Here is a 24,250-nt window from a genome sequence, read left to right as displayed (position 1 = left end):
CGATTCAAAGGCGCTCCATCCTTGGCCCCAATTTCTACGCATGACACTGCTTCGATAAAAGCGCCCTTACCCAAAATTGACTATAGAGGAAGAGAGTTAATGAAGCCTACACTTCAAGCTAATTTGAGGCTATCTAGTGTCGAGATTTTGTGAGTTCCTCTGCAAGTTGGTAAGAGGTGGCGGAGAAAAATTATGAAAATGAGCAAGGGTGAGTTGACAGTTTGGCAAGCAATTGGGTCGGTCTTGAAAACTGAGGATCCGGTTGAATATGAAATGCTGCCGGAAATAGTGGAAATGCATAGCATCCCTGCTACGGACATAGGACGACAACCGGGGGCGTTCGATGCCGGTCAAATACAACTTGTCGCAGGAGTACTTTTCGGCATAGCGTCTTCGGTGATGCAGATGGTCCTGCCTAAACTCTTCGATGCGGCGCTGGATATCGGAAAAGACGCTCTGAAAAAGGAATTAGAGCGTCGGGCCTCCTGTCCGTCCACTCCGCCCGAACTAAAGAATAGAATTTCGGTATCTTGTCAGCAAATACGAGAAGCCATATTTCGGGCGGCTGCCGACCGAAAGCTTAGTCCTCGCACCGCTGCGGCTCTGGCCGATGCGCTGATCGCTCAATTCATTGGGGCGGAATATGTTGAATCCGCGAAGACTTAATCAGCTATTGTTGACCGATGATACTAGGTTCGGATTGTTGCTGGTGTGGGTATACATGATTCTGGAAGCTGTGCAGCAAACGTACCTTGGGGGCTACTGGCTAAGCAGATGGATCGGAAACAATACTAATGATCTATGGTGGTCAGTGATTGAAAGAGGGGCTCAAGTTGCCCTCCTGCTAGGGCTGGCAGGAGCTATTGGATGTTTTCGACTATATCGTTTGATACGACAAGTAAGACCTAGAGATCTATCGGATGCTGACCCTGCGTTTAGTGAGAACGTAACCTACATTGCACACAGCATCGTTAAACAGCGGCCGCGATTCCTTGCTACCCCCAATCTGGCAGACACGAATGCATGCTGTGTTCTGGCATGGCCACAGCAGTATGTCATTGTTGGAGGCGGCCTCAGGTTACTGTGGCGCAAAGCAGCAGCCCAAGCAGATAGCATCATTGCGCATGAGTGTGTTCATTTAGCAAAGCGCGATACGTTCTTGCTCATTGGAACTTGGTATACCTTTATTGCATATACTCTATTGCTAACCTTGAATTTGGTTCTGCATCAGGGGCTGTTTTGGGGAAAAGTTATTGCTCGCGTGCCAGCGTGGCTGGAAGCGGGGCAGGCTATTGCCGGTCTAAGTCGGAACCTGATAGTCGCTGGAGCCGTAGGAACTCCTCCGCTGATAAGTGCCCTAGTCATTGGAGTGATGCTGCGCCACATTTTGCGCTTGCGCGAGTTCATTGCCGACGAGGGCGCGGCCCAGCAAGGTTTTAGGCAAGGACTCATTCGGAACCTTGCAGTCGCGGCGGAAAACGAGAATGTTTCCTTTCGACTCTTCCGGTCGTTTCATCCTTCTGCCGCCGACCGGTTGGAACGGGTCGAAATGGGAGCCGGCTGGCTGCATGTTGATCGTCTATATTGTTTAGCCTGCGGGCTCATAAGTGCCAGGATGTTAGAAGCACTTAGCAACTTTGGCGGTAATTGGTGTTCTCGAACGGTCGGCGAAGAGTTATGGGGGGCACTGGTAAATTGTCTGTCAGCGGAACCGGGTTTGTGGGTTGCTGTGGCCTTCTTCTTTGTTGCGCTGGTGGGAGTGGGATTACTGGTGGTGCATCACGCCTACAGAACTTTGATGAGCAACCGAGCCGAAAGGCGTCGTTGGACCGATACTGTGCTGGTGGTTCTGGAAATATGGGCGTTCTCAATGCTAGGCGTTGTTCTCGGGAATTTTACCGATAGTCGCGTGGTGGGCAAGGTCGCCGAAATTATTGTTTTTGATATAGTCCCAGTTTCAAAGGTCTTCGATCGTGCGCTAGCATCTTCGATTTTTACTTCTAGCGCGTTGCTGCTGTTATTGGTTGCGACGGGAATAGTAGTTAGTATCACTGCGAAGCGGTTCAATGCAAGTCGACGCGTACGCTTTTTGGGGTTCTTAACTGCTCTCTTGGTGGCAATGACGCTATCTTCGTTTCTCGTAAATTTTTCGATACTATTGATGCATGAGTTCGGCAGGCTGTTAAATTTCGCGAACGTTGTCGGTTGGGAACGATCCACCACTTCAATAGTGCAGGGCTCGCCGACCCCGGTTGAAAGCATGATGAATTTGATCGTGCTGGCTCTGGCAATAGGAATTATGTCTTACGTCTTAAGTCGCTACCATAACTGCCGAACAAATGCGGCCAGTGACATGAACTCAAAACGGCTAATTTTGCGGGAAAGTGATGCTGTCGAAAATGCGATTTTCCAGACTTCAGTCCGCTCGGTGCCGATTTGGCGAGCGCCGTGGGTATTGCTCTTTGTGGCCGTTCTTGGAGTGGTAGGTACGACCGCATTCCTGCGGTCCGTGGACCAAATAGCGCTGGAGAGGCCAATTAAATTCAAATTCGAATACTCACATGGAGACAAGGCGGGAACCAGAACTTGGACGAGAAGTACGGCGGGAATTTGGTCCGAGTGGTATTGGGGGAAAGTCTACAGCACGTTCCGCGAAGTGGGGCGAATAAATTTGGCGGGCTGCAACGGAACGGTTGTTGAGCGTCGGGATTATCCCGCTTTTAAGGTTTTTATCCCGGATAAACGCTGCGAGAACAAGTCGTTAATGGCCAGGAACGGCGAAAGCAGTTGGGCTTTTTTGGGGTCAATGAACTTGATATGGTCGATCAGGACGTGGGATAAATAACATGCCTCCACAGAGCGATTAACGGTGGTCCGCCGTTCATAACCGGCTTTATGCCGAGGGCCCCTTAAAACCCCACCCGCGGCACATGCACCCGCCCTTCCATCAGCACCCGCGCGCTGCGGCTCATGATGGCCTTGGTGACTTTCCATTCGCCGTTCACCAACTGCGCCTGCGCGCCCACGCGCAGCGTGCCGGACGGGGGGCCGAAGCACACGTTGTCGCGTTCGCCGCCGCCCGCGGCCAGGTTGACCAGTGTGCCGGGCACGGCGGCCGCGGTGGCGATGGCGACGGAGGCCGTGCCCATCATGGCGTGGTGCAGCTTGCCCATGGACAGGGCGCGCACCAGGACGTCGATGTCGCCCGCGCCGATCCGTTTGCCGCAGGACGACACGTAGGGCTTGGGCGGCACGACGAAGGCGATCTTGGCGGTGTGCTGGCGGCTGGCGGCCTCGGCGATGTCCTTGATGAGGCCCATGCGCAGCGCGCCGTGAGCGCGGATGGTCTCGAAGCGCGCCAGCGCGGCAGCGTCGTCGTTGATGGCTTCCTGCAGTTCCGTGCCGGTGTAGCCCAGGGCGTCGGCTTCCAGATGGGCTGCAGCACGACACTCTACGGCTGGGATGGCGACACCCTGGCATGGGAAGGCGCTGATGACCAGATCGCGCACTATCTCTACGAACCCGGAATTTTCGTGCCGCTGGCCCAGGCAATCAGCCGCAAACCCATTCTCCTGCACCGGCAACCGGAGTACGCCGGCGCCTATGACATCGACCGCGATCCGCTAAGGATAACCTCGCCCGCTCCAGACCCCGTGGACGCCCTCGCTTGGTATCACTGCGATCACCTGGGCACGCCGCAGGAACTGACGGACGCGCAAGGCGAGATCGCCTGGAGCGCGCAGTACCACGCGTGGGGCGCGACCAAAGAGGCCATCACCGATGCCGCCCGCGCGGCGGGAATCCGTAATCCGATCCGATTCCAGGGGCAGTATCTGGACCCCGAAACAGGCCTGCATTACAACCGCCATCGGTACTATGCTCCGCAGATCGGGCGGTTCATATCGAAGGATCCGATCGGATTTTCGGGTGGGCTGAACATTTATCAGTATGCCCATAACCCCATCGAATGGCTGGATCCGCTCGGGCTAGCGGGTGCTAGAGGTGTACTTCGCGCGCAGAACATACCGGGAGGTTCGCAATGGGGACTCAGCTCCGGCGAGGGCGGAAGAGGCATAACAAACGCTGCCGTTAAGGCAGCTTATGACAATGTTCCGCTGACTGAGCGAAGCGAATATCACGGGGCTTGCGCCGAAGCGGACGCGTTGAGTAAAGCCGCGAATGCCGAAGGGATAGAAACACTCGACGAACTGAAAGATCTGGTTCAAGGCGGATCTTCCCAAACCTGGCGCAACGACAAGAAAGCCAAACCCATGCCTGCTTGTGGCTCTTGCGCCCATGTCCAGCGGCAACTGGGAATCAGAGACGATTGCCCAACGAGATAAGCGCTGGACGGTAGATGAGTAACAAGAGAAGGGATCCAAACATGAGCGACGCAAGTGACTGCATGAATCAATACAAGATCTTTGAAGAGGGCTTCAATATTGAATCGATGAGTTATGAGGACTTTTTCTTCGTTCTGACTGACTATATTGAGGACTGCCTGATCCATGAGCGGACATGCCTCTGTATTTCATCTCGGGTCAAAAGCATCGTTGCTTCCTACATTGACATCATCAGGGATCATCTGTCCCAAAAAACCGGTCCGGACTTGCTGGACCAATTGTGCATAGAAAACATGAAGAATAGGGAAGGCGCCAATTTTGAAGAGAGTGAGCAGGTATTGTTGAAAATAATCCAATATGCCCTATTTAGCAGAGAGAGGTCCTCGCTGACGAAGGATGGGGCAGACTTTATGCTGGGGTTTGTTTTTGCCGATATTGGTTTGCTGGGGCATGAGTATTGCCGAAGCTTTCGGCTATATCTAGAGCAACATACCCGAATGCACAAGTTCAAGGTCGACTAAGCATATGTAATGACCAGTGAGAACCTGACTCACGTCATAATCGAGGGAATTGACGATGAGCATGAAGATAAGCGGTGTCTCTGTAAACAGTGCAAACGGTAAGTCGCTTGGAGAACTAACCGCGAGTATTCCGCACTCCAAGGTGGGAACCACCACGGTTGGCGCTGTGACAGCGGCAGGTGGTGATGTTGTTCCTTCTCCAACCAGAAGTAATCCGTATCATGCGACACTTTCCTGAATCACGGGCAAGCAGGCCTAATCATTGATGACCCCTGTGGTCAAAAACCCCAGCGTGACAAGGTGAATCAGCATGGACAGTGCAGAACTAGATCGAATCGAAGCGCGCTGCCAGGCGGCAACGCCCGGCCCATGGCAGTCATATATAGAGGGTAGAGACCACGAGAGCGGTTCGAATTTTATTCGAACGGGGCCACCGGGGGCTAGGCATGAGGACATAGAGTTGTCTGGGGCGACTGTAGCCGATCAGGACTTTATCGCTCACGCAAGGCAGGATGTTCCTCGCCTATTGCAGGAGGTGCGGCGTCTTCAAAAATTGCTAGGGTCGAGCGTTCACCGGTGATGGACCCGGCCAATGGCGCGAAAACATTTGCTGGCGACGATGGACGAGGTGCGTCCTTGATATGCCCGCAGGCCGCGAAAAGGGCCTTATCCGGGACGTGAGCGCCAGATAAGCCGAGCTCTTTGAACTGTTTGGCAGAATTTTGGAGGCGCTAATGAATTTCTTCCCGAATGATCCCGTTGTCATAGAGACCTTTCTCGGAACGAAAACGACCGCCGCCTCAACACGAGATTCGGAAAATTACTGGAAACTGGTCGGGCAGCGAGGTCTGGTCGTCAAGGTAGAGTCGCAATCGGGCCTACCCCGCCATGAACGTGGAGAACGCGTATTAGTCAAATTCGATGTCGACGTTGCGAGTTTCGGAATGCGTTGTCACAACGAAATTCCCAATACGCTTTGGATTTTCATCTCCGACCTGCACCGGGCTTCCTGCTTAACGGGCGGTGTTGAAAGGTAATACTCCTGAACTTTCCGCCCAGAACTGCAGGCTGCTGCCTCGCGATTCTGATCTCCCGTCAAAACCCCTCCCGCGGCACATGCACCCGCCCTTCCATCAGCACCCGCGCGCTGCGGCTCATGATGGCCTTGGTGACTTTCCATTCGCCGTCAACCAGCTGCGCCTGCGCGCCCACGCGCAGCGTGCCTGAGGGGTGGCCGAAGCACACGTTGTCGCGTTCACCGCCGCCCGCGGCCAGGTTGACCAGCGTGCCGGGCACGGCGGCCGCGGTGGCGATGGCGACGGAGGCCGTGCCCATCATGGCGTGGTGCAGCTTGCCCATGGACAGGGCGCGCACCAGGACGTCGACGTCGCCCGTGCCGATCTGCTTGCCGCTGGACGACACGTAGGCCTTGGGCGGGGCGACGAAGGCGATCTTGGGGGTGTGCTGGCGGCTGGCGGCCTCGGCGATGTCCTTGATGAGGCCCATGCGCAGCGCGCCGTGGGCGCGGATGGTCTCGAAGCGCGCCAGCGCGGCGGCGTCGCCGTTGATGGCTTCCTGCAGTTCCGTGCCGGTGTAGCCCAGGGCATCGGCTTGCAGGAAGATCGTGGGGATGCCGGAGTTGATCATCGTGGCCTTGAAGGTGCCCACGCCCGGCACTTCCAGGTTGTCGACCAGGTTGCCGGTGGGGAACATGGAACCGCCGTCGCCTTCCTCGGCCGGGTCCATGAATTCCAGGCGCAGTTCGGCGGCCGGGAAGGTCACGCCGTCCAGTTCGAAGTCGCCCGTCTCCTGCACCGCGCCGCCGGTGATGGGCACGTGCGCGATGATGGTTTTCTGGATGTTGGCCTGCCAGATGCGCACCACGGCGGTGCCGTCCTGCGGGATGCGGGCCGGATCGACGAGGCCGTTGGTGATGGCGAAGGGGCCGACCGCGGCGGACAGGTTGCCGCAGTTGCCGCTCCAGTCCACGAAGGGCTGGTCGATGGAGACCTGGCCGAAGAGATAGTCCACGTCATGGTCGGGACGCGTGCTCTTGGCGACGATGACGGTCTTGCTGGTGCTGGAGGTGGCGGCGCCCATGCCGTCGATCTGCTTGCCGTAGGGGTCGGGGCTGCCGATCACGCGCAGCAGCAGCGCGTCGCGCGCGGCGCCGGGCACGCGCGCGGACTCGGGCAGGTCGTCCAGCTTGAAGAACACGCCTTTGCTGGTGCCGCCGCGCATGTAGGTGGCCGCGATCTTGGTTTGGGGAGCATGTGCCATGAAACAGTCCTGAGATATCGGAATAGGGGCGGCGGGCGTTGCAACGCCCGCCGGTCTGCATGACGGCCGGTCAGGCGAGCTTGCCGGCGCCGGAGGCGGAGGCGGCCTCCAGGAAATCCTGCGCAAAGCGCTGCAGCACGCCGCCGGCTTCGTAGATCGAGACTTCTTCGGCGGTGTCCAGGCGGCAGGTCACCGGGACCTGCTCGGTGCTGCCGTTGCGGCGGTGGATGACCAGCGTCAGGTCCGCGCGCGGCTTGCGTTCGCCGGTCACGTCGTAGCTTTCGGTGCCGTCCAGCGCCAGGGTCTTGCGGTTCACGCCCGGCTTGAATTCCAGCGGCAGCACGCCCATCCCGATGAGGTTGGTGCGGTGGATGCGTTCGAAGCCTTCGGCGACGATGGCCTCGACCCCGGCCAGGCGCACGCCCTTGGCGGCCCAGTCGCGCGACGAGCCCTGGCCGTAGTCGGCGCCGGCCACGATGATGAGCGGCTGCTTGCGGTTCATGTAGGTTTCAATGGCTTCCCACATGCGCATGACCTGGCCTTCGGGCTCCACGCGCGCCAGCGAGCCCTGCTTCACGCTGCCGTCGGCGTTCTTGACCATCTCGTTGAAGAGCTTGGGATTGGCGAAGGTGGCGCGCTGCGCGGTCAGGTGATCGCCGCGGTGCGTGGCGTAGGAGTTGAAGTCCTCTTCGGGCAGGCCCATCTTGTGCAGGTACTCGCCCGCGGCGCTGTCCAGCAGGATGGCGTTGGACGGCGACAGGTGGTCGGTGGTGATGTTGTCGCCCAGCACGGCCAGCGGCAGCATGCCGCGCAGCGTGCGTTCGCCGGCGAGCGCGCCTTCCCAGTAGGGCGGGCGGCGGATGTAGGTGCTTTGCGGGCGCCAGTCGTACAGCGGGCTGACGGCGGTCTGGCGGTCGTCCTTGATGCCGAACATCGGGGCATAGACCTTGCGGAACTGCTCCGGCTTGACCGCGGACTTGACCATGGCGTCGATTTCCTCGTCGCTGGGCCAGATGTCCTTCAGGCGGATTTCGCGGCCGTCGGCGGTTACGCCCAGCACGTCGCGCTCGATGTCGAAGCGGATGGTGCCGGCGATGGCGTAGGCCACGACCAGCGGCGGCGAGGCCAGGAAGGCCTGCTTGGCGTAGGGGTGGATGCGGCCGTCGAAGTTGCGGTTGCCGGACAGCACGGCGGTGGCGTAGAGATCGCGGTCGATGATTTCCTGCTGGATCTTCGGGTCCAGCGCGCCGGACATGCCGTTGCACGTGGTACAGGCGAACGCCACGACGCCAAAGCCCAGCTGCTCCAGCTCTTGCGTGAGGCCGGCTTCTTCCAGATAGAGCTGCACGGCCTTGGAGCCGGGCGCGAGCGAGCTCTTCACCCAGGGCTTGCGCGCCAGGCCGGCGCGGTTGGCGTTGCGCGCCAGCAGGCCGGCGGCGATGACGTTGCGCGGGTTGCTGGTGTTGGTGCAGCTGGTGATGGCCGCGATGATGACGGCGCCGTCGGGCATGAGGCCGGGCTGGTTTTCGACCACGCCGGCGATGCCGCGTTCGGCCAGGTCGGACACCGGCAGGCGGCGATGCGGATTGGACGGGCCGGCCAGGGTGCGCACCACGGTGGACAGGTCAAAGCGCAGCACGCGCTCGTACTGCGCGGTCGCCAGGCTGTCGGACCACAGGCCCGCTGTCTTGGCGTAGGTTTCCACCAGCGCGATCTGCGCATCTTCGCGGCCGGTCAGGCGCAGGTAGTCGATGGTCTGCTGGTCGATGGAGAACATCGCGGCCGTGGCGCCATACTCGGGCGCCATGTTTGAAATGGTGGCGCGGTCGCCCAGCGTGAGGCTGGAGGCGCCTTCGCCGTAGAACTCCAGGTAGGCGCCCACGACTTTTTCCTTGCGCAGGAATTCGGTCAGGGTCAGCACGATGTCGGTGGCGGTAATGCCGGGCTGGGCGCGGCCGGTGAGTTCGACGCCGACGATGTCGGGCAGGCGCATCCATGACGCGCGGCCCAGCATGACGTTTTCGGCTTCCAGGCCGCCCACGCCGATGGCGATGACGCCCAGCGCGTCCACGTGCGGCGTGTGGCTGTCGGTGCCCACCAGCGTGTCGGGGAAGGCCACGCCGTCCTGCGTGTAGATCACGGGCGACATCCGCTCCAGGTTGATCTGGTGCATGATGCCGTTGCCCGGCGGGACGACTTCGATGTTCTCGAAGGCCTGTTTGGTCCAGTCGATGAAATGGAAGCGGTCTTCGTTGCGGCGGTCTTCGACCGCGCGATTCTTGGCGAAGGCGTCCGGATCGTTGCCGTCGTATTCCACCGCGAGCGAGTGGTCGACGATGAGCTGCACGGGCACCACGGGGTTGACCTTGGCCGGGTCGCCGCCCTTGTCGGCGATGGCGTCGCGCAGGCCGGCCAGGTCCACCAGCGCGGTCTGGCCCAGGATGTCATGACAGACGACGCGCGCCGGAAACCACGGGAAATCCAGGTCGCGGCGGCGCTCGATGAGCTGCTTGAGCGCATCGGTGAGCAGCGCGGGATCGCAGCGGCGCACCAGGTTCTCGGCCAGGACGCGCGACGTGTAAGGCAGGCCGTCATACGCGCCGGGCGCAATGGCGTCCACGGCCGCGCGGGCGTCGAAGTAGTCCAGGCGGGTGCCGGGCAGGGTCTTGCGATACGACTTGTTCATCATGCCTCCGTGCGCTGTGGGGTGCTTTGCGCAATCTGTTGTTCGATATTGATGCGGGATGCGCGGATGTGGCGGCGCATCAGCATTTCAGCCAGCTCGCCGTCGCCGTCGGCGATGGCGTCGAGAATGCGGTGGTGTTCGGCGTAGGCCTGCCGCGGGCGGTTGGGCGTGGTCGAATACTGGATGCGGTACATCCGCGCCAGTTGGTAGAGCTCGTCGCAGAGCATGCGAAACAGCATCTGGTTGCCGCTGCCCTTGACGATGCGGTAGTGGAAATCGTAATCCCCTTCCTGCTGGTAGTAGCCCAGGCCGGCCTGGAAGGCTTCGTCGCGTTCGTGGGCTTCCAGCACGCCGCGCAGTTCCTCGATTTCAGACGGCGGCATGCGCTTGGCCGCCAGCCGGCAGGCCGTGCCTTCCAGGGATTCGCGGATTTCGTAGAGTTCGACCAGTTCCTGGATCGACAGGGACACGACCCGGGCGCCCGCGTGCGGCACGCGCACCAGCAATTTCTGGCCTTCCAGGCGGTGCAGGGCCTCGCGCAGCGGGCCGCGGCTGACGCCGTGGATGCGTGCCAGCTCGGGCTCGGAAATTTTGCTGCCCGGGGCGATCTCGCCCTTGACGATGGCGGACTGGATCTTGCGGAAGATGTGGTCCGACAGGGTTTCGCCGTCGATCGGCGCCGCCGTCGGCAGGGTGAGCACTTTGCTCATGGTGTCGACAATCCGTAGGTTTTCTTAAGAAATATCCCAGAAAAGCGCGCCAGGCACGCCAAATTGTCAACAATTTACTCCCGGCTGGGGGGCGGACGCAAGCGGGCTGGCGGCCCGCGGCGGGGCGAGGCCCAGGCCTTGGCGCCCGGGGCGCGGCGCCGCCCGGGGACGGATCAGTAGGGTTCGGAGGTGCTGCTGATCAGGCGGAACAGCCCGCTATCCGATGACACGCCCAGCTTGCGGAACGCGGCCGCCTTCTGCGAGCTGACCGTCTTGGGGCTTTTATGCAGGCGCGCCGCGATTTCCATCACGTTGATCCCCGACACGAAGGTCTTGAGGACGACGCGTTCGCTGGGGGACAGCTTGGCGCTGTCGAGCAAGGCCTGGATGCGCCGCCCGGCCCGGATGCGCTGCGCCGCGACGGGAAAGATGGGGGAAAGGCTGTCGGGCAGCAGGTGCCGGATCGCGGGGTCGATGAATTGCCCCCCGGCGTGGACGCGGCGCAGCGCGGTGAGGACGACCTCTTCCGGCGCGCACTTGCTGACAAAGCCGTGGGCGCCGAGGCGCAAGGCCAGGGCGGCAACGCCGGGGTCCTGCGAGGCGGAGAAGATGACGACGCGGGTGTCGGGATGCAGCCGTCGCAGGATGGGAATGAGCTCGGCGCCATCGTGATGGGAGTCGTCGAGGAAGTATTCCATGAGCACCACCTCGGTGTGCATGGATGACATCGCGTCGAGCAGGGCCACGCTGTCGTCGTACGTGCCGAGCACTTCGACGTCGGTGCATTTTTCGAATATTGCGGTGAGACCTTTGAGTACCAGGGGATGGCTGTCCAGGATGCCGAGCCGTATGCGGGGCGGGTGCATGTGCATAGGAATGAGGGTTCTGCCTGTCTGCAAGATTAGGTAATGCCGGCCGCCTGGTGAGCGGCCGGGAGACACCGCGGCGATAGACCGGCGCCCCTTGCGGCGGCGCGCGCATCGGGAAGTCCCGGTTCGATCGTCACTGGGATTTTTATGGCGCGGTGGGTCACTGGGAATAGGACTATTTCGAAAAGCGAAGACAAGTTGTTCGCTCAGCGGCTTTTCGCGGGCCGCACTGCGCCTGATCAAGCAGGGAAAAGCGCCGCGCCGCGAGCAATCTCTTCGGAAATAACTTTTGTCTAGTCTGATTGTTTCGTCGATTGATGGTGGATAGCCTCGGAAAAATCCTTGGGCCAACCACTTAAAAGACGAATGACAATTCTTCGACGCGTCCTGTTCGGAAAACTCAATCAACGACTGTTCCAGAGCCTGGAATCGGCCACGGCATTCTGCAAATTACGGGGAAACCCGTACGTGGAAGTGGTCCACTGGCTGCATCAGCTGTTGAATCAATCGGATGGCGATCTGCAGCGCATCCTGCGTCACGCGGGAGCCGACCCCGAAGTCATCGACCTGCATGTGCGCGAGGCGCTGGCGTCGTTGCCCGGCGGCGCGGGATCGGTCAGCGACTTCTCCTATCAGGTCGAGATCGCGGTCGAGCGGGCGTGGATCAGCGCGACCCTGCAGTTCAACGACTCCCGCATCCGGGGCGGCTGGCTGATCCATGCGCTGGCCACCGATCCCGAATTGCGCCGGGTGCTGCTGGGCATTTCGCCCGAATTCCGCAAGGTGCCGATGGACGACCTGGCGGCGCCCCTGCGCGGCTGGATCGACGGGTCGCCCGAGGCCGCGGGGCCGGAGACGGGGCAGACAGCAGGGCAACGGCCGGACGGCGCCGCGCAGGACGGCGCGCCCGGCCAGGACGATCTCTTGGCCAAGTTCTGCACCGACCTCACCGCGCGGGCCCGCGACGGCGGCCTGGACCCGGTGCTCAGCCGCGAGATCGAGATTCGCGCCATGGTCGATGTGCTGATGCGCCGGCGCCAGAACAATCCGCTGCTGACCGGCGAGGCGGGCGTGGGCAAGACCGCGGTGGTCGAGGGCCTGGCGATCGCCATCGCGCAGGGGGTCGTGCCCCCGATGCTGGCGGGCGCGCGCGTGCTGAACGTGGACATCGGCGCCATGCTGGCGGGCGCCAGCGTGAAGGGCGAGTTCGAATCGCGCCTGAAGGGCCTGCTGGACGCGGCCAAGCGCTCGGCCGCCATGACCATCCTCTTCATCGATGAAATGCACACGCTGATCGGCGCGGGCGGCCAGGCCGGGACGGGCGACGCCGCCAACCTGCTCAAGCCCATGCTGGCGCGGGGCGACCTGCGCGTGATCGGGGCCACGACGTGGGCGGAATACAAGCGCTACATCGAAAAGGATCCCGCGCTGACGCGCCGGTTCCACATGCTGCAGGTGGCGGAACCGCAGATCGAGCAGGCCGTGGCCATGGTGCGTGGCCTGGTGCCCAGCTTCGCGCGCCATCACGGCGTGCTGGTCCGCGACGACGCGGTGCGGGCGGCGGTGACCCTGTCGCAGCGTTACCTGCCCACGCGGCAGCTGCCGGACAAGGCGATCAGCCTGCTCGACACCGCCTGCGCCCGGGTGGCGCTGTCGCAGCACGCCCCGCCCAAGGTGCTGGAGCACGTCCAGCAGCGCATGCTGGCCTGCGAGTCCGAGCGCGCGTTGCTGGATGCGGAGGCAACGGTCGGCCTGCGCGACGCCGCCGAACTGGCCGAGATCGATGCGCGCATGGCGGCGCTGCGGGACGAGAAGGCGGCCATCGAGCACGACTGGCGCGAGCAGCGCGCGCAGGTCCAAGCCCTCCTGGCGCGGCGCGCCGCCGCGCTCGAGGGCAGGCCGGACGGCGCGGACCCGGAATCGGCGTCCGCGCTGGCGCAAGCCGCGCAGGCCCTGCGTGCGCAGCAGGGCGAAACGCCGCTGGTCCATCCGGAGGTCGGCGACAGCGCGGTGGCGGAGATCGTCGCCGACTGGACCGGCATTCCCGTCGGGCGCATGCTCACCGACGAGATCACGGCCGTGCGCAATCTCCAAGGCGCCCTGCGCGCGCGGGTGATCGGGCAGGAGCAGCCCATCGAGCGCATCGTGCAGCGGGTGCGCACCGCCCGCGCGGGGCTGTCCGATCCGCAAAAGCCCCAAGGCGTTTTCCTGCTGGCCGGCCCCTCGGGCGTGGGCAAGACCGAAACCGCGCTCGCGCTGGCCGAAGCGCTGTATGGCGGCGAACAGAATCTCATCTCCATCAACCTCAGCGAATACCAGGAAGCGCACACCGTGTCGGGCCTGCGCGGCGCGCCGCCCGGGTACGTTGGCTACGGCGAAGGCGGGGTGCTGACCGAAGCGGTGCGCCGCCGGCCTTATTCCGTGATCCTGCTCGATGAGGTCGAGAAGGCGCACAGCGACGTGCACGAACTGTTCTTCCAGGTGTTCGACAAGGGCTACATGGAAGACGGCGACGGACGCTACATCGACTTTCGCAACACCGTCATCCTCCTGACGACCAACGTGGCCAGCGAGCTGATCTCCACGCTCTGCGCGGACGAGGACGCGCCGCCCGCGTTCGACGGCCTGCGACAGGCGATCGAGCCGGACCTGCTGGCGCGCTTTCCGGCGGCGCTGCTGGGCCGCCTGACCGTCATCCCCTACGCGCCGTTGCGCAGCGATGCGCTGGCCAGCATCGTGCGGCTGCACCTGGACCGCGTGGTGCGCCGTATGTCCGAAACATTGAAGTCGCGGCTTTCCTACGAGCAGGACGTGGTCGATTATGTGGTGGCCGCGTGCCGGGTCGACCAGACGGGCGCCCGCGCGCTGATCGGCCATCTCGAACAGCACATCCTGCCGCGCCTGGCGTCCCTCTGGATGGATGCCATGGCCGACCGCAAAACGCTGGCGCGCGTGGACATCCTGGTCCAGGACAAGGACGCGGCGCCGGAAGCCGCTTTTTCGTTTCAACCGCATCTGGTGGACGCAAACTGAAGGGGCCGCCCAATGTCCAATCCGATCCGAGTCATCGTGGCCGACGGTCATCCCGTCTGCGTCAGGGGCGTGCAGGTCGAAGTCGCGGAGATGAGCCATGCCCGTGTCGTCGCAAGCGCCCAGAACTCGACGCAGCTCTTCAGCGTGCTGCTGAGCCAGCCGTGCGATGTGCTCGTGAGCGACTACGTCATGTCGGGCGAGAGCTTCGGCGACGGTCTGGGCATGCTGACGCTGATCCAGCAGCGGCATCCGGCGCTCAAGCTCATCGTGCTGACGTCGATCGACAGTCCGCTGGTGCTGCAGGCGGTGGAACGGCTGGGGGTGCAGGGCATTGTCAGCAAGTCCGACATGACCGAACACCTGCGCCATGCGATACAGGCCACCTGGCGCGGCGACCGGTATCGCTCGCCGCGGATACGCGGGGCGCTCGAGGCGGGGACCGGCGGCGCGGGCGCGGAACGCGCCAGCAAACTGACGCCGTGCGAAGTCGAGGTCGTGCGCCTGTTTCTCGCCGGCCTGACGGTTGGCGAAATCGCCGAGAAGTTCTCGCGCTCGAAGCAGACGGTCAGCGCGCAGAAGCGCGCCGCGATGCGCAAACTGGACGTGCATTCGGACAGCGAACTGGTCAGGTATGGCGTGCGCAACGGCCTGACCTGACAAGCGACATCCGGCTCGGGCAGCAAAGGCCGGATTTCGTCTTATTGTCGCCGCGCACGTCAATCACACCGGGCTTTTTTCCTCCGTATCGGACAGCGCTGATGTGCGAGCCCGCGGGCGCTACCTAGACTGACCGTGGTCGTGTCAGAAGATGGACCAGCGGATTCCGCCTCCGTGTTTTGAGTTCTGGCCACGCGTTCTCACTTCGATATCCAAACAGAGGAACTTAAGATGAAACTCCGCATTCTCGGCATCTCCATCGCCGCCGCGCTGGGCGCTGTCGCGTTGCCGGCAAGCGCCGCGCAAGTCGGCACGGGCAAGGTCAACTTCGAAGGCACCCTGATTCCGAACACCTGCAAGGTCGCTCCGGCTTCGGAGGACCAGACCGTCCTGCTGCCGACGGTGTCGACCCAATCGCTGATCACCGAGGGCGATACGGCGGGTTCCAGGGCGTTCGAAATCGACGTCATCGAGTGCCCCGACACCATCGACGAGGTCCAGGCGCACTTCGAGATCACCAACATGGAGCCGAAGTACCGCACGCTGAAGAACCTGGAATCCACTGGCGCCCAGAACGTCACGGTCCAGCTCCTCGAGGCGGACGGGACTCCCATTCAGGCGGGCTCGGCGGGCACTGCGTTCCCGGTCACCGGCGCCGGCGCCACGCGCGGCGCAACCCTGGTCTACGGCGGCCAGTACTTCTCGCTGGGCGGGGCCACCTCGGGTGTCGTGAAGACGTTCGCCGAGTTCACGCTGGCCTATCCGTAAGCATCGGCTGGCCTAGCTTGAACTTCCGCCGGGGCGTGCCGCCCCGGCGAATCGATATCCGCGTTTCCCGATCAAGGACTACCGTGTTCTTCGTCTACCTGCGCGCGGCGCTTGCCGCGCTTCTGGCATGCATTGCCGCAAGTGTGAATGCCGGTGTGGTCATCACCGGAACCCGCGTCGTGTATCCCGAGGGCAGCCGCGAGGTCAGCCTGCGGATGCGCAACGCCGATGAAAAGCCGCTGCTGGTCCAGTCATGGATCGATGACGGCAACATCAATTCCACCCCTGGCGCGCTGGACGTGCCGTTCCTGGTCACGCCGCCGGTCTCGCGGGTCGAGCCCGGCAAGGGGCAGACGCTGCGCATCGTGTACGTGGGCGCCGACCTGCCGCGCGACCGCGAATCCCTCTACTTCCTGAATGTGCTGGAAGTCCCGCCCAAAGCCGAGCGTAAGGAAAACGAGAACTACATGCAGCTCGCGGTGCGCACGCGGCTCAAGCTGTTCATGCGTCCGGGCGGCCTGACGGCGCTGGTCGAGGAGGCGCCTCAGGCCCTGACCTGGCAGTTGGGCGACAAAGGCGCGCTGCAGGTCAGCAATCCCACCCCGTACTACGTCACCTTCAGCCGCGTGCAGGCCAACATCGCCGGATCGCAGGTCTTCTTCGCGCAGGACATGGTCGCGCCGTTCGGCACGCTGGTCTTGAAGCGCGCGGCGGGCAAGGCAGCCGACAGGCAGCCGGTTGCCGCCAATCAGGTGCGCTTCGGGGTCATCAATGACTACGGCGCGGAAGTCCAGACGCAGGCGGAAATCAGGCCGCGTCCCTAGGTGCAAAGGAAAAAATGATGCTGCGAGGTTGCGTGAAGATGCACAAGTCATGGGCGGCCGGACTCTCGGGCACAGCCGGGAATGCGGGACGCGGCCGATGGCGGCAGGCGGCCATTACGGCGCTCATGCTGCCTTGCGCGGCCGGCGCGGCGCCGCCGGCCGAGGCGCCGCCGCGTTACGCGCAGGTCGATTTCGATCCCCGCTTCCTGTTCGGGACGTCGATGGACCTGGCAAGATTCAGCCGCGGCAACGCGGTGCTGCCGGGCCTCTACGCGACCGACGTCAGGGTCAATGGCCAGCGGGTGGGCACGTTCGACGTGCGTTTCCAGGCGGTGGACGCCGCGGGCTTCACCGAACCCTGCTTCAGCCTGATGGAGCTTGAGCAACTGGGCATCGACACCGCGCGGCTGCTGGCCGCCCGAACGGGCGAGGCGCCGGCGACGCGGGACGCCTCCCTTGGGGAGGCCGCCGGCTGCGAGCCCCTGAGCGTGGCGGTGCCCGGCTCGCGCGCCGACATGAACCTGGGCGACCTGCTGCTGGACCTGAGCGTGCCGCAGGCCTACATGCACACGCGGGTCCGCGGATGGGTCGATTCGTCGCGCTGGAACGAGGGCGCCACCGTCGGCCTGCTGGACTACAGCCTGAACGCGTACTCCAGCCGCACCAACACCATAGGCACGAATTTCAGCAATCTGTACCTGGGCCTGACGTCCGGCGTGAATCTCGGCGCGTGGCGCCTGCGCCAGCGGTCGAGCAAAAGCTGGTCCAATCGCGGCAATTCCAGCTGGGACAGCATCGAAACCTACGCACAGCGGGACATCGCGCCCTGGCGCGGACAGCTCGTGCTGGGCGACAGCAACACCAGCGGAGAACTCTTCGACACGTCCAGCCTGCGCGGCGTGCGGCTCTTCAGCGATGACCGGATGCTGCCCGATTCGCTGCGCAGCTACGCGCCCATCGTGCGCGGCATTGCCGACACCAACGCCGTCGTCACGGTGCGCCAGGGCGGACGGGTCATCCACGAACAGAACGTGCCGGCAGGGCCGTTCGAGCTGGCCGACATGCCGGCGGCCGGCTATGGCGGCGACCTCGAAGTGACCGTCCAGGAAGCCGATGGGCGCCAAAGCACGTTCAGCGTGCCGTTCTCGACCGTGCCCCTGCTGCTGCGCCAGGGCGTGCACCGCTACAGCGTCGGCGTGGGCAAGTATCGCAACGCCGAGTCCGACGGCGAACCCTGGATGGCTGAAGGCACCTACCAGTACGGCGTGACCGACGGGCTGACCGCCTACGCGGGCACGCAGGCGTCCGAGGGCTATGCCTCGCTCATGCTGGGGTCCGCCCTGAATACACCCATCGGCGCGTTCTCGCTGGACGTGACCGGGGCGCGCACGCAGGTCGGCGGCGCGTCGCACGAGGGCTTGAGCACGCGGCTGAACTATTCGAACATCCTGCAGGACACCGGCACGCGCTTCTCCATGGCCGGCTACCGCTATTCCACCTCCAACTTCTATTCCCTGCGCGATGCCATCTACACGCGCGAAGGCGGCGGCGGCAGCGAGGACGATCCGGGCTACGCCTGGCGTAATTTCCGCGTGAAGGAGCGGTTCCAGGTGAACGTGTCGCAGCCCGTGGGCGACCGGGGCAACCTGTTCGTCACCGGCAGCAGCCAGAACTACTGGCGCGAGGATTCCGGCCATGACCTGCAGTTCCAGATCGGTTACAGCGGCGGGTATCGCCAGCTCACCTATGCGGTCTACGCGCAGCGCAGCCGCAGCGGCGAGTCGGCGACGATGAGCAACCAGGTCATGCTGACGCTGTCGATTCCCCTGGGCCGCAACGCCATCGACGCCGGCCCGGGCTTCAACAGCCTGAGCACCAGCGTCAGCCGCAGCTCCCGGGGCGACCACCTGGTCCAGGCGTCGGCCAGCGGCAGCGGGGGCACGGAACTGCCCGTGTCGTTCGGCCTGACCGCCACCACCGCGCAGAACAGCGAATCGAGCGCCAGCGTCAACACCCTGGGCGGCTACGGCGCCTACCGCGCGCCGTTCGGCACCTACACGGCCAACGCGTCGATCGGCAACCGGTCCAAGCAGGTGGGGCTGGGCGCGCGCGGCGCCGTGGTCGCACACAGCGGCGGCCTGACGGCCGGGCCCTCGCTGGGCCGCGCCGGCGCGCTGGTGCAGGCCAAGGGCGCCACCGGCGCGCGGCTGATCAACGGCCAGGGCGCGGAAATCGATGCGAACGGCTACGCGCTCGTGCCGTCCCTGACACCGTACCGGGTCAACAACGTGATGCTGGATCCCACCAGCCTCGGCATGGATGTGGAGCTGGAAAGCACCTCCGAGGAGGTCGTGCCGACGCTGGATTCCATCGTGCTGGTGGAAATGCGCACGACCCAGGGCCGGCCGGTGCTGCTGCGGCTGCGCCGCGAGGACGGCGAAGCCGTGCCGCTGGGCGCCGACGTGTTCCAGGAGGCGGACGGCACCGCCCTGGGCACGGTGGGCCAAGGCGGCGCCGCGCTGGTGCGCGGGCTGGCGGAGCAGGGCGCGGTGCAGATTCGCTGGGGCCAGGCGCCGGACCAGCAGTGCCGTGCCGAATACACGCTGCCGCCGCAAGCGCCCGCCATCGCGGGGCAGGCCAAGGCGGGCATCGCCAGCATCGTGCGCGTACAGGCGGCGTGCCGCGTATCGGGGGCCGCGGTGTCCGCGGCGCCAGGCAAGAAAGGGTGATCCATGAAACTGAAAACGTTAGGAATGCGTTCCTGGCTCGCGCTGGCCGCGGCGGCGTTGACGGCCGCGCTTGGGTCGGACGCGGCGCGCGCCGCCACGGAAGACGTGCAGATCAAGTTCACGGGACGCTACGTGCCCTTGAGCTGCACCGTGCAGGCCGGCGCCGAGACCATGACGGTGACCCTGCCCACGGTGTCGGTCCAGTCCCTGTCCGCGCCCGGCAACACCGCCGGATCGACGCGGTTCGAGATACCCATCGAGTGCGTGGGCACGCCCGCCACGGTGCGCGCGTACTTCCAGTCGGGACCGACTTCGGACATGACCGGACGCCTGAACCCGCAGGCCGTGTCGCCCGGCGTCGCGGCGCAGGGTGTGCAAGTCGAGCTGCTGAACGAATCGGGCAGCGTGATCCGGGTGGGCGACCGTGACAGCGTGACGCCCATCGAGGCCGACGGCGTCAGCGGTCCGCTGCTGCTCGTCTATTACGCGCGCTATTACGGCACGGGCGGCGCCACGGCGGGCCAGGTCAGCACCTACGTGAACTACGTGCTCGATATTCCATGACGCAGGCCGTGCGTGCCGGCGCGGATCCGGACCTGTTCCTGCATACGCCGATGCTGGACGAGACCTTGCTGCACCTGGCGGTGCTGGACCGGCATGCCCGCCTTGGTCCCCTGCACGCCTGGCGCGCGCGCTGCGTCGCCCTGATGGCCGAGGTCGATGGCGCGCTGCTGGCGCGCAACGTGACGCCGGAGCAGGCGCACCGCCTTCGCCTGTCGCATGCGCTGCTGCTGGACGATGCCACGCTGGCCTCCTGTCCCGAGCCGATGCGCAAGGAATGGCAAGACGCCACGCTGTGCCGGATCGAACTGGGCGAACCCGATGCGGCGGACGTGGTGCTGGCGCACCTGGACGCCCTGGCGCGCCATCCTGACCGCGGCGGGGCCTGGCTGAACTGGTACGCGCGGCTCTTTGCCGCGGGGCTGTTGCGGCGGCGTCCGGACGCGATCCAGCGCTGCCGCCAGGTGAACGAACGGCTGCGCGAAGCATGGCCGTGGGCATGCGGCGAGGAGCAGGGAAGTGACTGACGCCATGCAGCGCAACACCGTCGCGACCGTCATCGTGGCCGGACCGAACGCCAGCCATCTGTTCGACAGGCAGGACGACGGCGCGGTGCGCGATACGGCGCGCAAGCGCTGGGGCGGAAATGCGGCATGGCTGCTCGCGGCCAGTCCCGACGACCTGCTGCGCATCCTGAAGGACGCGCCACGCGACGGCGCGCCGTGCGCGCTGCTGTTGCCGCTGGTGCCCGCGGGCGGCGACGAACTGGCGATGCGCCGGGAATGGCGCGAATGGCAGCGCGCCGTCGCCGGCTGCGCCGTGCTGGGACAGCGGCCCATTCCGGTCTACGCGGCCGTCTACGCGTGCCTCGGCCCGGCGCACGGCGACCCCATCACGCTGAGCAGCGGACTGTCCGTCGATCCGCAGGGGCAGGGCCGGGTCAGCTTGCGCCACGCGCTCAACGCGCTGCGCGAAGGCGCAATGCGGCGCCCGCCCGGGGCGGGAACCTTGCACGAACGCCTGGCCCTGTCCTTCGTGGACTGGGCGGCGGAGGCCGCGCTGCTGGCCCTGATGGAAGACATCGCGAACACGCCGCCGCTGTTCCTGGGGGGCGTATTCCTGGTGGACGCGGGCACCACGCTGCCGGACATGGCCGGGTGGATGCGGTGGCTCATCGGACGCACGGGCCTGAGCCCGTCGCTGCCCCCGCCCCGGCACGGCCCGTTGCCTCTGCCGCCGTTGGCCTTCGATGCGCAGCGCCAGGGACCCGGCTGGAATGACAGCGTCCCGCCGCCGCGCTCGCCGCGGGCCCGCGGTCTGCGCGTCGCCGCGATGTTGGGCGCGCTGGCGCTGATCCCGGCCTTGCTGGCGTGCGTGCCGTACCTGCGCGCCAAGGACGAACTGGACCGCTACGCAGAGGGCCTGCGCGCCTACGGGGGCATCGCCCCGGCGCGCATGTTCGACAAGTGCGCGGCGCTGCTGCAGTTGCGCGCCCAGCACGATCAACTGGGCAAAAAGCTCGCCGATGACGGCGTCGGATCCTGGATCTATCGCCAGGCGGGCGCACAGCGGGTCCAGGCGGCGATGTCGGAAGCGATCGCGGCCTACACGCCGCCGCAGACGGCATTGCGGCTGGACAGCATGGCGGTGTTCGAGAGCGGCAGCGCGACCTTGATCCGCGCCAGCGCCGCCCGCCTGCTGGACCCCGCATCGCAGCTGCTGCGCGCGAATCCCGATCTGCACGTGCGGATCGTCGGCCATACCGACGGGACGGGCAGCCCCGAGAGAAACCTCGCATTGTCCCTGGCCCGCGCGCAAGCCGTGCGCGACCAGCTCGTCGCCATGAGCGGCACGCCCCTGGCCCAGTTCGAGACGGCGGGGCGCGGCGCCTCGCAACCGGTCGACGACAACGCAACCGCGGCCGGCAGAGCCCGCAACCGGCGGGTGGATATCACGCTCACGCCGCTGCCCTCCGCGCATTTCGCGTGCGGCGCAATGGGGGGCGACGCCCCGCCGGCGGGGTGACGGGCATGCGTCGAAGTGGCATTCGCCAACACGGCGGGAGCGGTCCGCGCAAACAAACCTGTCGGACTAGGACAAGTCTGATTCCTTGCACAGAAAGCCTTGCATAAGCTGTGCGCATTCGTACCCCCTCAGCCTGCGTCGGAGAAAACATGGCGGTTTCCAATAGTTCACAGAAGTTCATTTCGCGCAATCGCGCACCCCGGGTCCAGATCGAATATGACGTCGAGATCTACGGATCCGAGCGCAAGGTCGAGCTGCCTTTCGTGATGGGCGTCCTGGCGGACCTGTCGGGCAAGCCGATCGAGGCATTGCCCGCCGTTGGCGAACGCAAGTTCCTCAGCATCGACATCGACAACTTCGATGAGCGCATGAAGGCGATCCAGCCGCGCGTGGCGTTTGCCGCGCCCAACACCCTGACGGGCGATGGCCAGATCATGGTCGACATCACCTTCGAAAGCATGGATGACTTCTCGCCCGCCGCCATTGCGCGCAAGGTCGAGCCGCTGTCCAAGCTGCTGGAAGCGCGCACGCAGTTGGCCAACCTGCAGACCTACATGGACGGCAAGGCGGGCGCCGAGACCCTCATCAATCAAGTCCTGAGCGATCCCGCGCTGCTGCAGACGCTGGCCAAAACGCCCAAGCCGCAAGCCAGGACCGAAGCGCCCGAAGAGGCCGAAGCCGATTAACGGCTCGCCGCAACGCATGTAAGCAACTGGGAAATCAAGAAATGGCAGTCAAGCAAAAAATCGCCGACAACGTCGCTCCCCAACCCGAAGCCGGGCATTCTGACTTCACCAACCTGTTGGCGCGCGAGTTCAAGCCCAAGACCGATCAGGCGCGCGCCGCCGTCGAGCGCGCCGTGCAGACGCTGGCCGAGCAGGCGCTGCAGAATGTCGTGCGCGTGTCCGACGATGCCTACAAGAGCATCGCGGCCATCATCGGTGAAATCGACAGGAAGCTGTCCGAGCAGATCAACCTGGTCCTGCATCATCCGGAGTTCCAGCAGCTGGAAAGCGCCTGGCGCGGACTGCATCACCTGGTCAACAACACCGAGACCGACGAAAAGCTCAAGATCCGGTTCATGGATCTGTCCAAGGAAGACCTGCGCCGCACCATGAAGCGCTACAAGGGTCTGGCGTGGGATCAAAGCCCGATCTTCAAGCAGGTGTATGAAGAAGAATACGGGCAGCTGGGCGGCGAGCCCTACGGCTGCCTGGTGGCCGACTACTACTTCGACCACACGCCGCACGACGTCGATCTGCTGGGGTCGATCGCCAAGGTGGCGGCCGCGTCGCATGCGCCGTTCATCACCGGGGCGGCGCCCTCGGTGCTGCAGATGGACTCCTGGCAAGAGCTGGCCAATCCGCGCGACCTGACCAAGATCTTCACGCAGAACCTCGAATACGCGCCGTGGAATGCGCTGCGCAATTCCGAGGACGCGCGCTACATCGGCCTGGCGATGCCGCGCTTTCTCTCGCGCCTGCCTTATGGCGCCAAGACAAACCCGGTCGACGAGTTCGACTTCGAGGAAGCCACCGACGGCGCCGATCACCGCAAGTATGTGTGGTCCAACGCGGCCTACGCGATGGCGGTGAACATCAACCGCTCGTTCAAGGAATACGGCTGGTGCACGCTGATCCGCGGCGTCGAAAGCGGCGGCGTCGTCGACAACCTGCCTTGCCATACGTTCCCCACGGACGACGGCGGCGTGGACATGAAGTGCCCCACCGAGATCGCCATTTCCGATCGCCGCGAGGCCGAGCTCTCCAAGAACGGCTTCATCCCGCTGATTCATCGCAAGAGCACCAACTACGCGGCCTTCATCGGCGCCCAGTCGTTGCAGAAGCCCGCCGAATACTACGACGCCGACGCCACCGCGAACGCCAATCTGTCGGCACGGCTTCCGTACCTGTTCGCCTGCTCGCGCTTCGCGCATTACCTGAAGTGCATCGTGCGCGACAAGATCGGCTCGTTCAAGGAACGCGACGAGATGCAGTCGTGGCTGAACGAATGGGTCATGAACTACGTCGACGCCGATCCGGCCAACAGTTCGCAGGAGACCAAGGCGCGTCGCCCGCTGGCCGCGGCGGAAGTCGTGGTCGAGGACGTGGAGGGCAACCCGGGCTACTACCAGGCCAAGTTCTTCCTTCGGCCGCACTTCCAGCTTGAAGGCCTGACCGTATCGCTGCGCCTGGTTGCCAAGCTGCCTACCGTCAAGGCGGCGGCGTAGGCGAACAAAGGTTG

Annotated in this window: 19 protein-coding genes and 1 pseudogene; 15 read left to right on the top strand and 5 right to left on the bottom strand. The window is 64.2% G+C overall.

Translation table 11 applies throughout. The annotated features are described in order from the left end of the window. Window positions 1-192 precede the first annotated feature (192 nt). Together BXA00_RS28770 and BXA00_RS28765 are read left to right on the top strand one after the other, a co-directional pair. Complete coding sequence (locus BXA00_RS28770; protein ID WP_156902756.1) at window positions 193-666, top strand: hypothetical protein; 474 nt, start codon at window positions 193-195, stop codon at window positions 664-666. Beyond that, window positions 644-2,845 (top strand): M48 family metalloprotease, encoded by a 2,202-nt coding sequence (locus BXA00_RS28765; RefSeq protein WP_156902755.1) that lies wholly within the window; start codon window positions 644-646, stop codon window positions 2,843-2,845. The genes BXA00_RS28770 and BXA00_RS28765 overlap by 23 nt, the downstream gene beginning before the upstream one ends. Window positions 2,846-2,909: 64 nt before the next feature. Here the strand turns inward: BXA00_RS28765 and BXA00_RS05905 are convergent. Further along, window positions 2,910-3,431: pseudogene (locus BXA00_RS05905) on the bottom strand (PrpF domain-containing protein); the annotation flags it as partial. On the opposite strand from BXA00_RS05905, the gene BXA00_RS05900 reads away from it, so the two are divergent. The 3 genes from BXA00_RS05900 to BXA00_RS28760 all read left to right on the top strand — a co-directional run bounded on the left by BXA00_RS05900 (window position 3,432) and on the right by BXA00_RS28760 (window position 5,901). Further along, window positions 3,432-4,343, top strand: a complete 912-nt coding sequence (locus BXA00_RS05900) for an RHS repeat domain-containing protein (protein ID WP_083714398.1) — start codon at window positions 3,432-3,434, stop codon at window positions 4,341-4,343. 41 nt (window positions 4,344-4,384) lie between these two features. Next, complete coding sequence (locus BXA00_RS05895) at window positions 4,385-4,864, top strand: hypothetical protein (protein WP_076517050.1); 480 nt, start codon at window positions 4,385-4,387, stop codon at window positions 4,862-4,864. A gap of 734 nt (window positions 4,865-5,598) precedes the next feature. After that, window positions 5,599-5,901, top strand: coding sequence for a hypothetical protein (locus BXA00_RS28760; protein ID WP_156902754.1), 303 nt, complete (start codon window positions 5,599-5,601; stop codon window positions 5,899-5,901). A 58-nt stretch (window positions 5,902-5,959) separates the two neighbouring features. On the opposite strand, the gene prpF is transcribed toward BXA00_RS28760, so the two are convergent. The 4 genes from prpF to BXA00_RS05870 form a co-directional block, all read right to left on the bottom strand. Further along, complete coding sequence (prpF, locus tag BXA00_RS05885) at window positions 5,960-7,144, bottom strand: 2-methylaconitate cis-trans isomerase PrpF (RefSeq protein WP_076517047.1); 1,185 nt, start codon at window positions 7,142-7,144, stop codon at window positions 5,960-5,962. A gap of 70 nt (window positions 7,145-7,214) precedes the next feature. Then, window positions 7,215-9,830, bottom strand: a complete 2,616-nt coding sequence (acnD, locus tag BXA00_RS05880) for a Fe/S-dependent 2-methylisocitrate dehydratase AcnD (RefSeq protein WP_076517045.1) — start codon at window positions 9,828-9,830, stop codon at window positions 7,215-7,217. Further along, entirely contained in the window at window positions 9,830-10,540 is a 711-nt protein-coding gene (locus tag BXA00_RS05875) for a GntR family transcriptional regulator (RefSeq protein ID WP_076517044.1), read from the bottom strand. The genes acnD and BXA00_RS05875 overlap by 1 nt, the downstream gene beginning before the upstream one ends. Before the next feature lie 173 nt (window positions 10,541-10,713). Continuing rightward, window positions 10,714-11,406, bottom strand: a complete 693-nt coding sequence (locus tag BXA00_RS05870; protein WP_172805856.1) for a response regulator transcription factor — start codon at window positions 11,404-11,406, stop codon at window positions 10,714-10,716. Window positions 11,407-11,775: 369 nt separating this feature from the next. On the opposite strand from BXA00_RS05870, the gene tssH reads away from it, so the two are divergent. The 10 genes from tssH (at window position 11,776) to tssC (ending at window position 24,236) form a co-directional block, all read left to right on the top strand. After that, complete coding sequence (gene tssH, locus BXA00_RS05865; RefSeq protein ID WP_076517041.1) at window positions 11,776-14,442, top strand: type VI secretion system ATPase TssH; 2,667 nt, start codon at window positions 11,776-11,778, stop codon at window positions 14,440-14,442. Between the two features lie 12 nt (window positions 14,443-14,454). After that, complete coding sequence (locus tag BXA00_RS05860) at window positions 14,455-15,099, top strand: response regulator transcription factor (RefSeq protein WP_076517040.1); 645 nt, start codon at window positions 14,455-14,457, stop codon at window positions 15,097-15,099. A 231-nt stretch (window positions 15,100-15,330) separates the two neighbouring features. After that, entirely contained in the window at window positions 15,331-15,867 is a 537-nt protein-coding gene (locus BXA00_RS05855) for a fimbrial protein (protein WP_076517038.1), read from the top strand. Between the two features lie 83 nt (window positions 15,868-15,950). Continuing rightward, window positions 15,951-16,691: a molecular chaperone gene (locus BXA00_RS05850; protein WP_231952213.1), complete on the top strand. Its 741-nt coding sequence runs from the start codon at window positions 15,951-15,953 to the stop codon at window positions 16,689-16,691. Window positions 16,692-16,729: 38 nt separating this feature from the next. Next, the gene (locus BXA00_RS05845) at window positions 16,730-19,420 is read left to right on the top strand and encodes a fimbria/pilus outer membrane usher protein (RefSeq protein WP_172805855.1); all 2,691 of its coding nucleotides are present in this window, start codon (window positions 16,730-16,732) and stop codon (window positions 19,418-19,420) included. A 24-nt stretch (window positions 19,421-19,444) separates the two neighbouring features. Further along, window positions 19,445-19,984 carry a fimbrial protein gene (locus tag BXA00_RS05840; RefSeq protein WP_172805854.1) on the top strand — a complete coding sequence of 180 codons (540 nt, stop codon included), beginning with the start codon at window positions 19,445-19,447 and terminating at the stop codon, window positions 19,982-19,984. After that, window positions 19,981-20,508, top strand: a complete 528-nt coding sequence (locus tag BXA00_RS05835; protein WP_076517033.1) for a DotU family type IV/VI secretion system protein — start codon at window positions 19,981-19,983, stop codon at window positions 20,506-20,508. The genes BXA00_RS05840 and BXA00_RS05835 overlap by 4 nt, the downstream gene beginning before the upstream one ends. Further along, entirely contained in the window at window positions 20,501-22,006 is a 1,506-nt protein-coding gene (locus BXA00_RS05830) for an OmpA family protein (protein WP_156902753.1), read from the top strand. The genes BXA00_RS05835 and BXA00_RS05830 overlap by 8 nt, the downstream gene beginning before the upstream one ends. A gap of 149 nt (window positions 22,007-22,155) precedes the next feature. Beyond that, window positions 22,156-22,692: a type VI secretion system contractile sheath small subunit gene (gene tssB, locus BXA00_RS05825; RefSeq protein WP_076517030.1), complete on the top strand. Its 537-nt coding sequence runs from the start codon at window positions 22,156-22,158 to the stop codon at window positions 22,690-22,692. 41 nt (window positions 22,693-22,733) lie between these two features. Next, window positions 22,734-24,236, top strand: coding sequence for a type VI secretion system contractile sheath large subunit (gene tssC, locus BXA00_RS05820; RefSeq protein ID WP_076517029.1), 1,503 nt, complete (start codon window positions 22,734-22,736; stop codon window positions 24,234-24,236). The last annotated feature ends 14 nt before the right edge of the window (window positions 24,237-24,250 follow it).

Origin of the sequence: Achromobacter sp. MFA1 R4 (genome assembly GCF_900156745.1) — a bacterium.
GTDB lineage: Bacteria > Pseudomonadota > Gammaproteobacteria > Burkholderiales > Burkholderiaceae_B > Achromobacter.
Note: the sequence above shows the minus strand (reverse complement) of the source record. Positions and strands in the feature narration are given on the sequence as shown.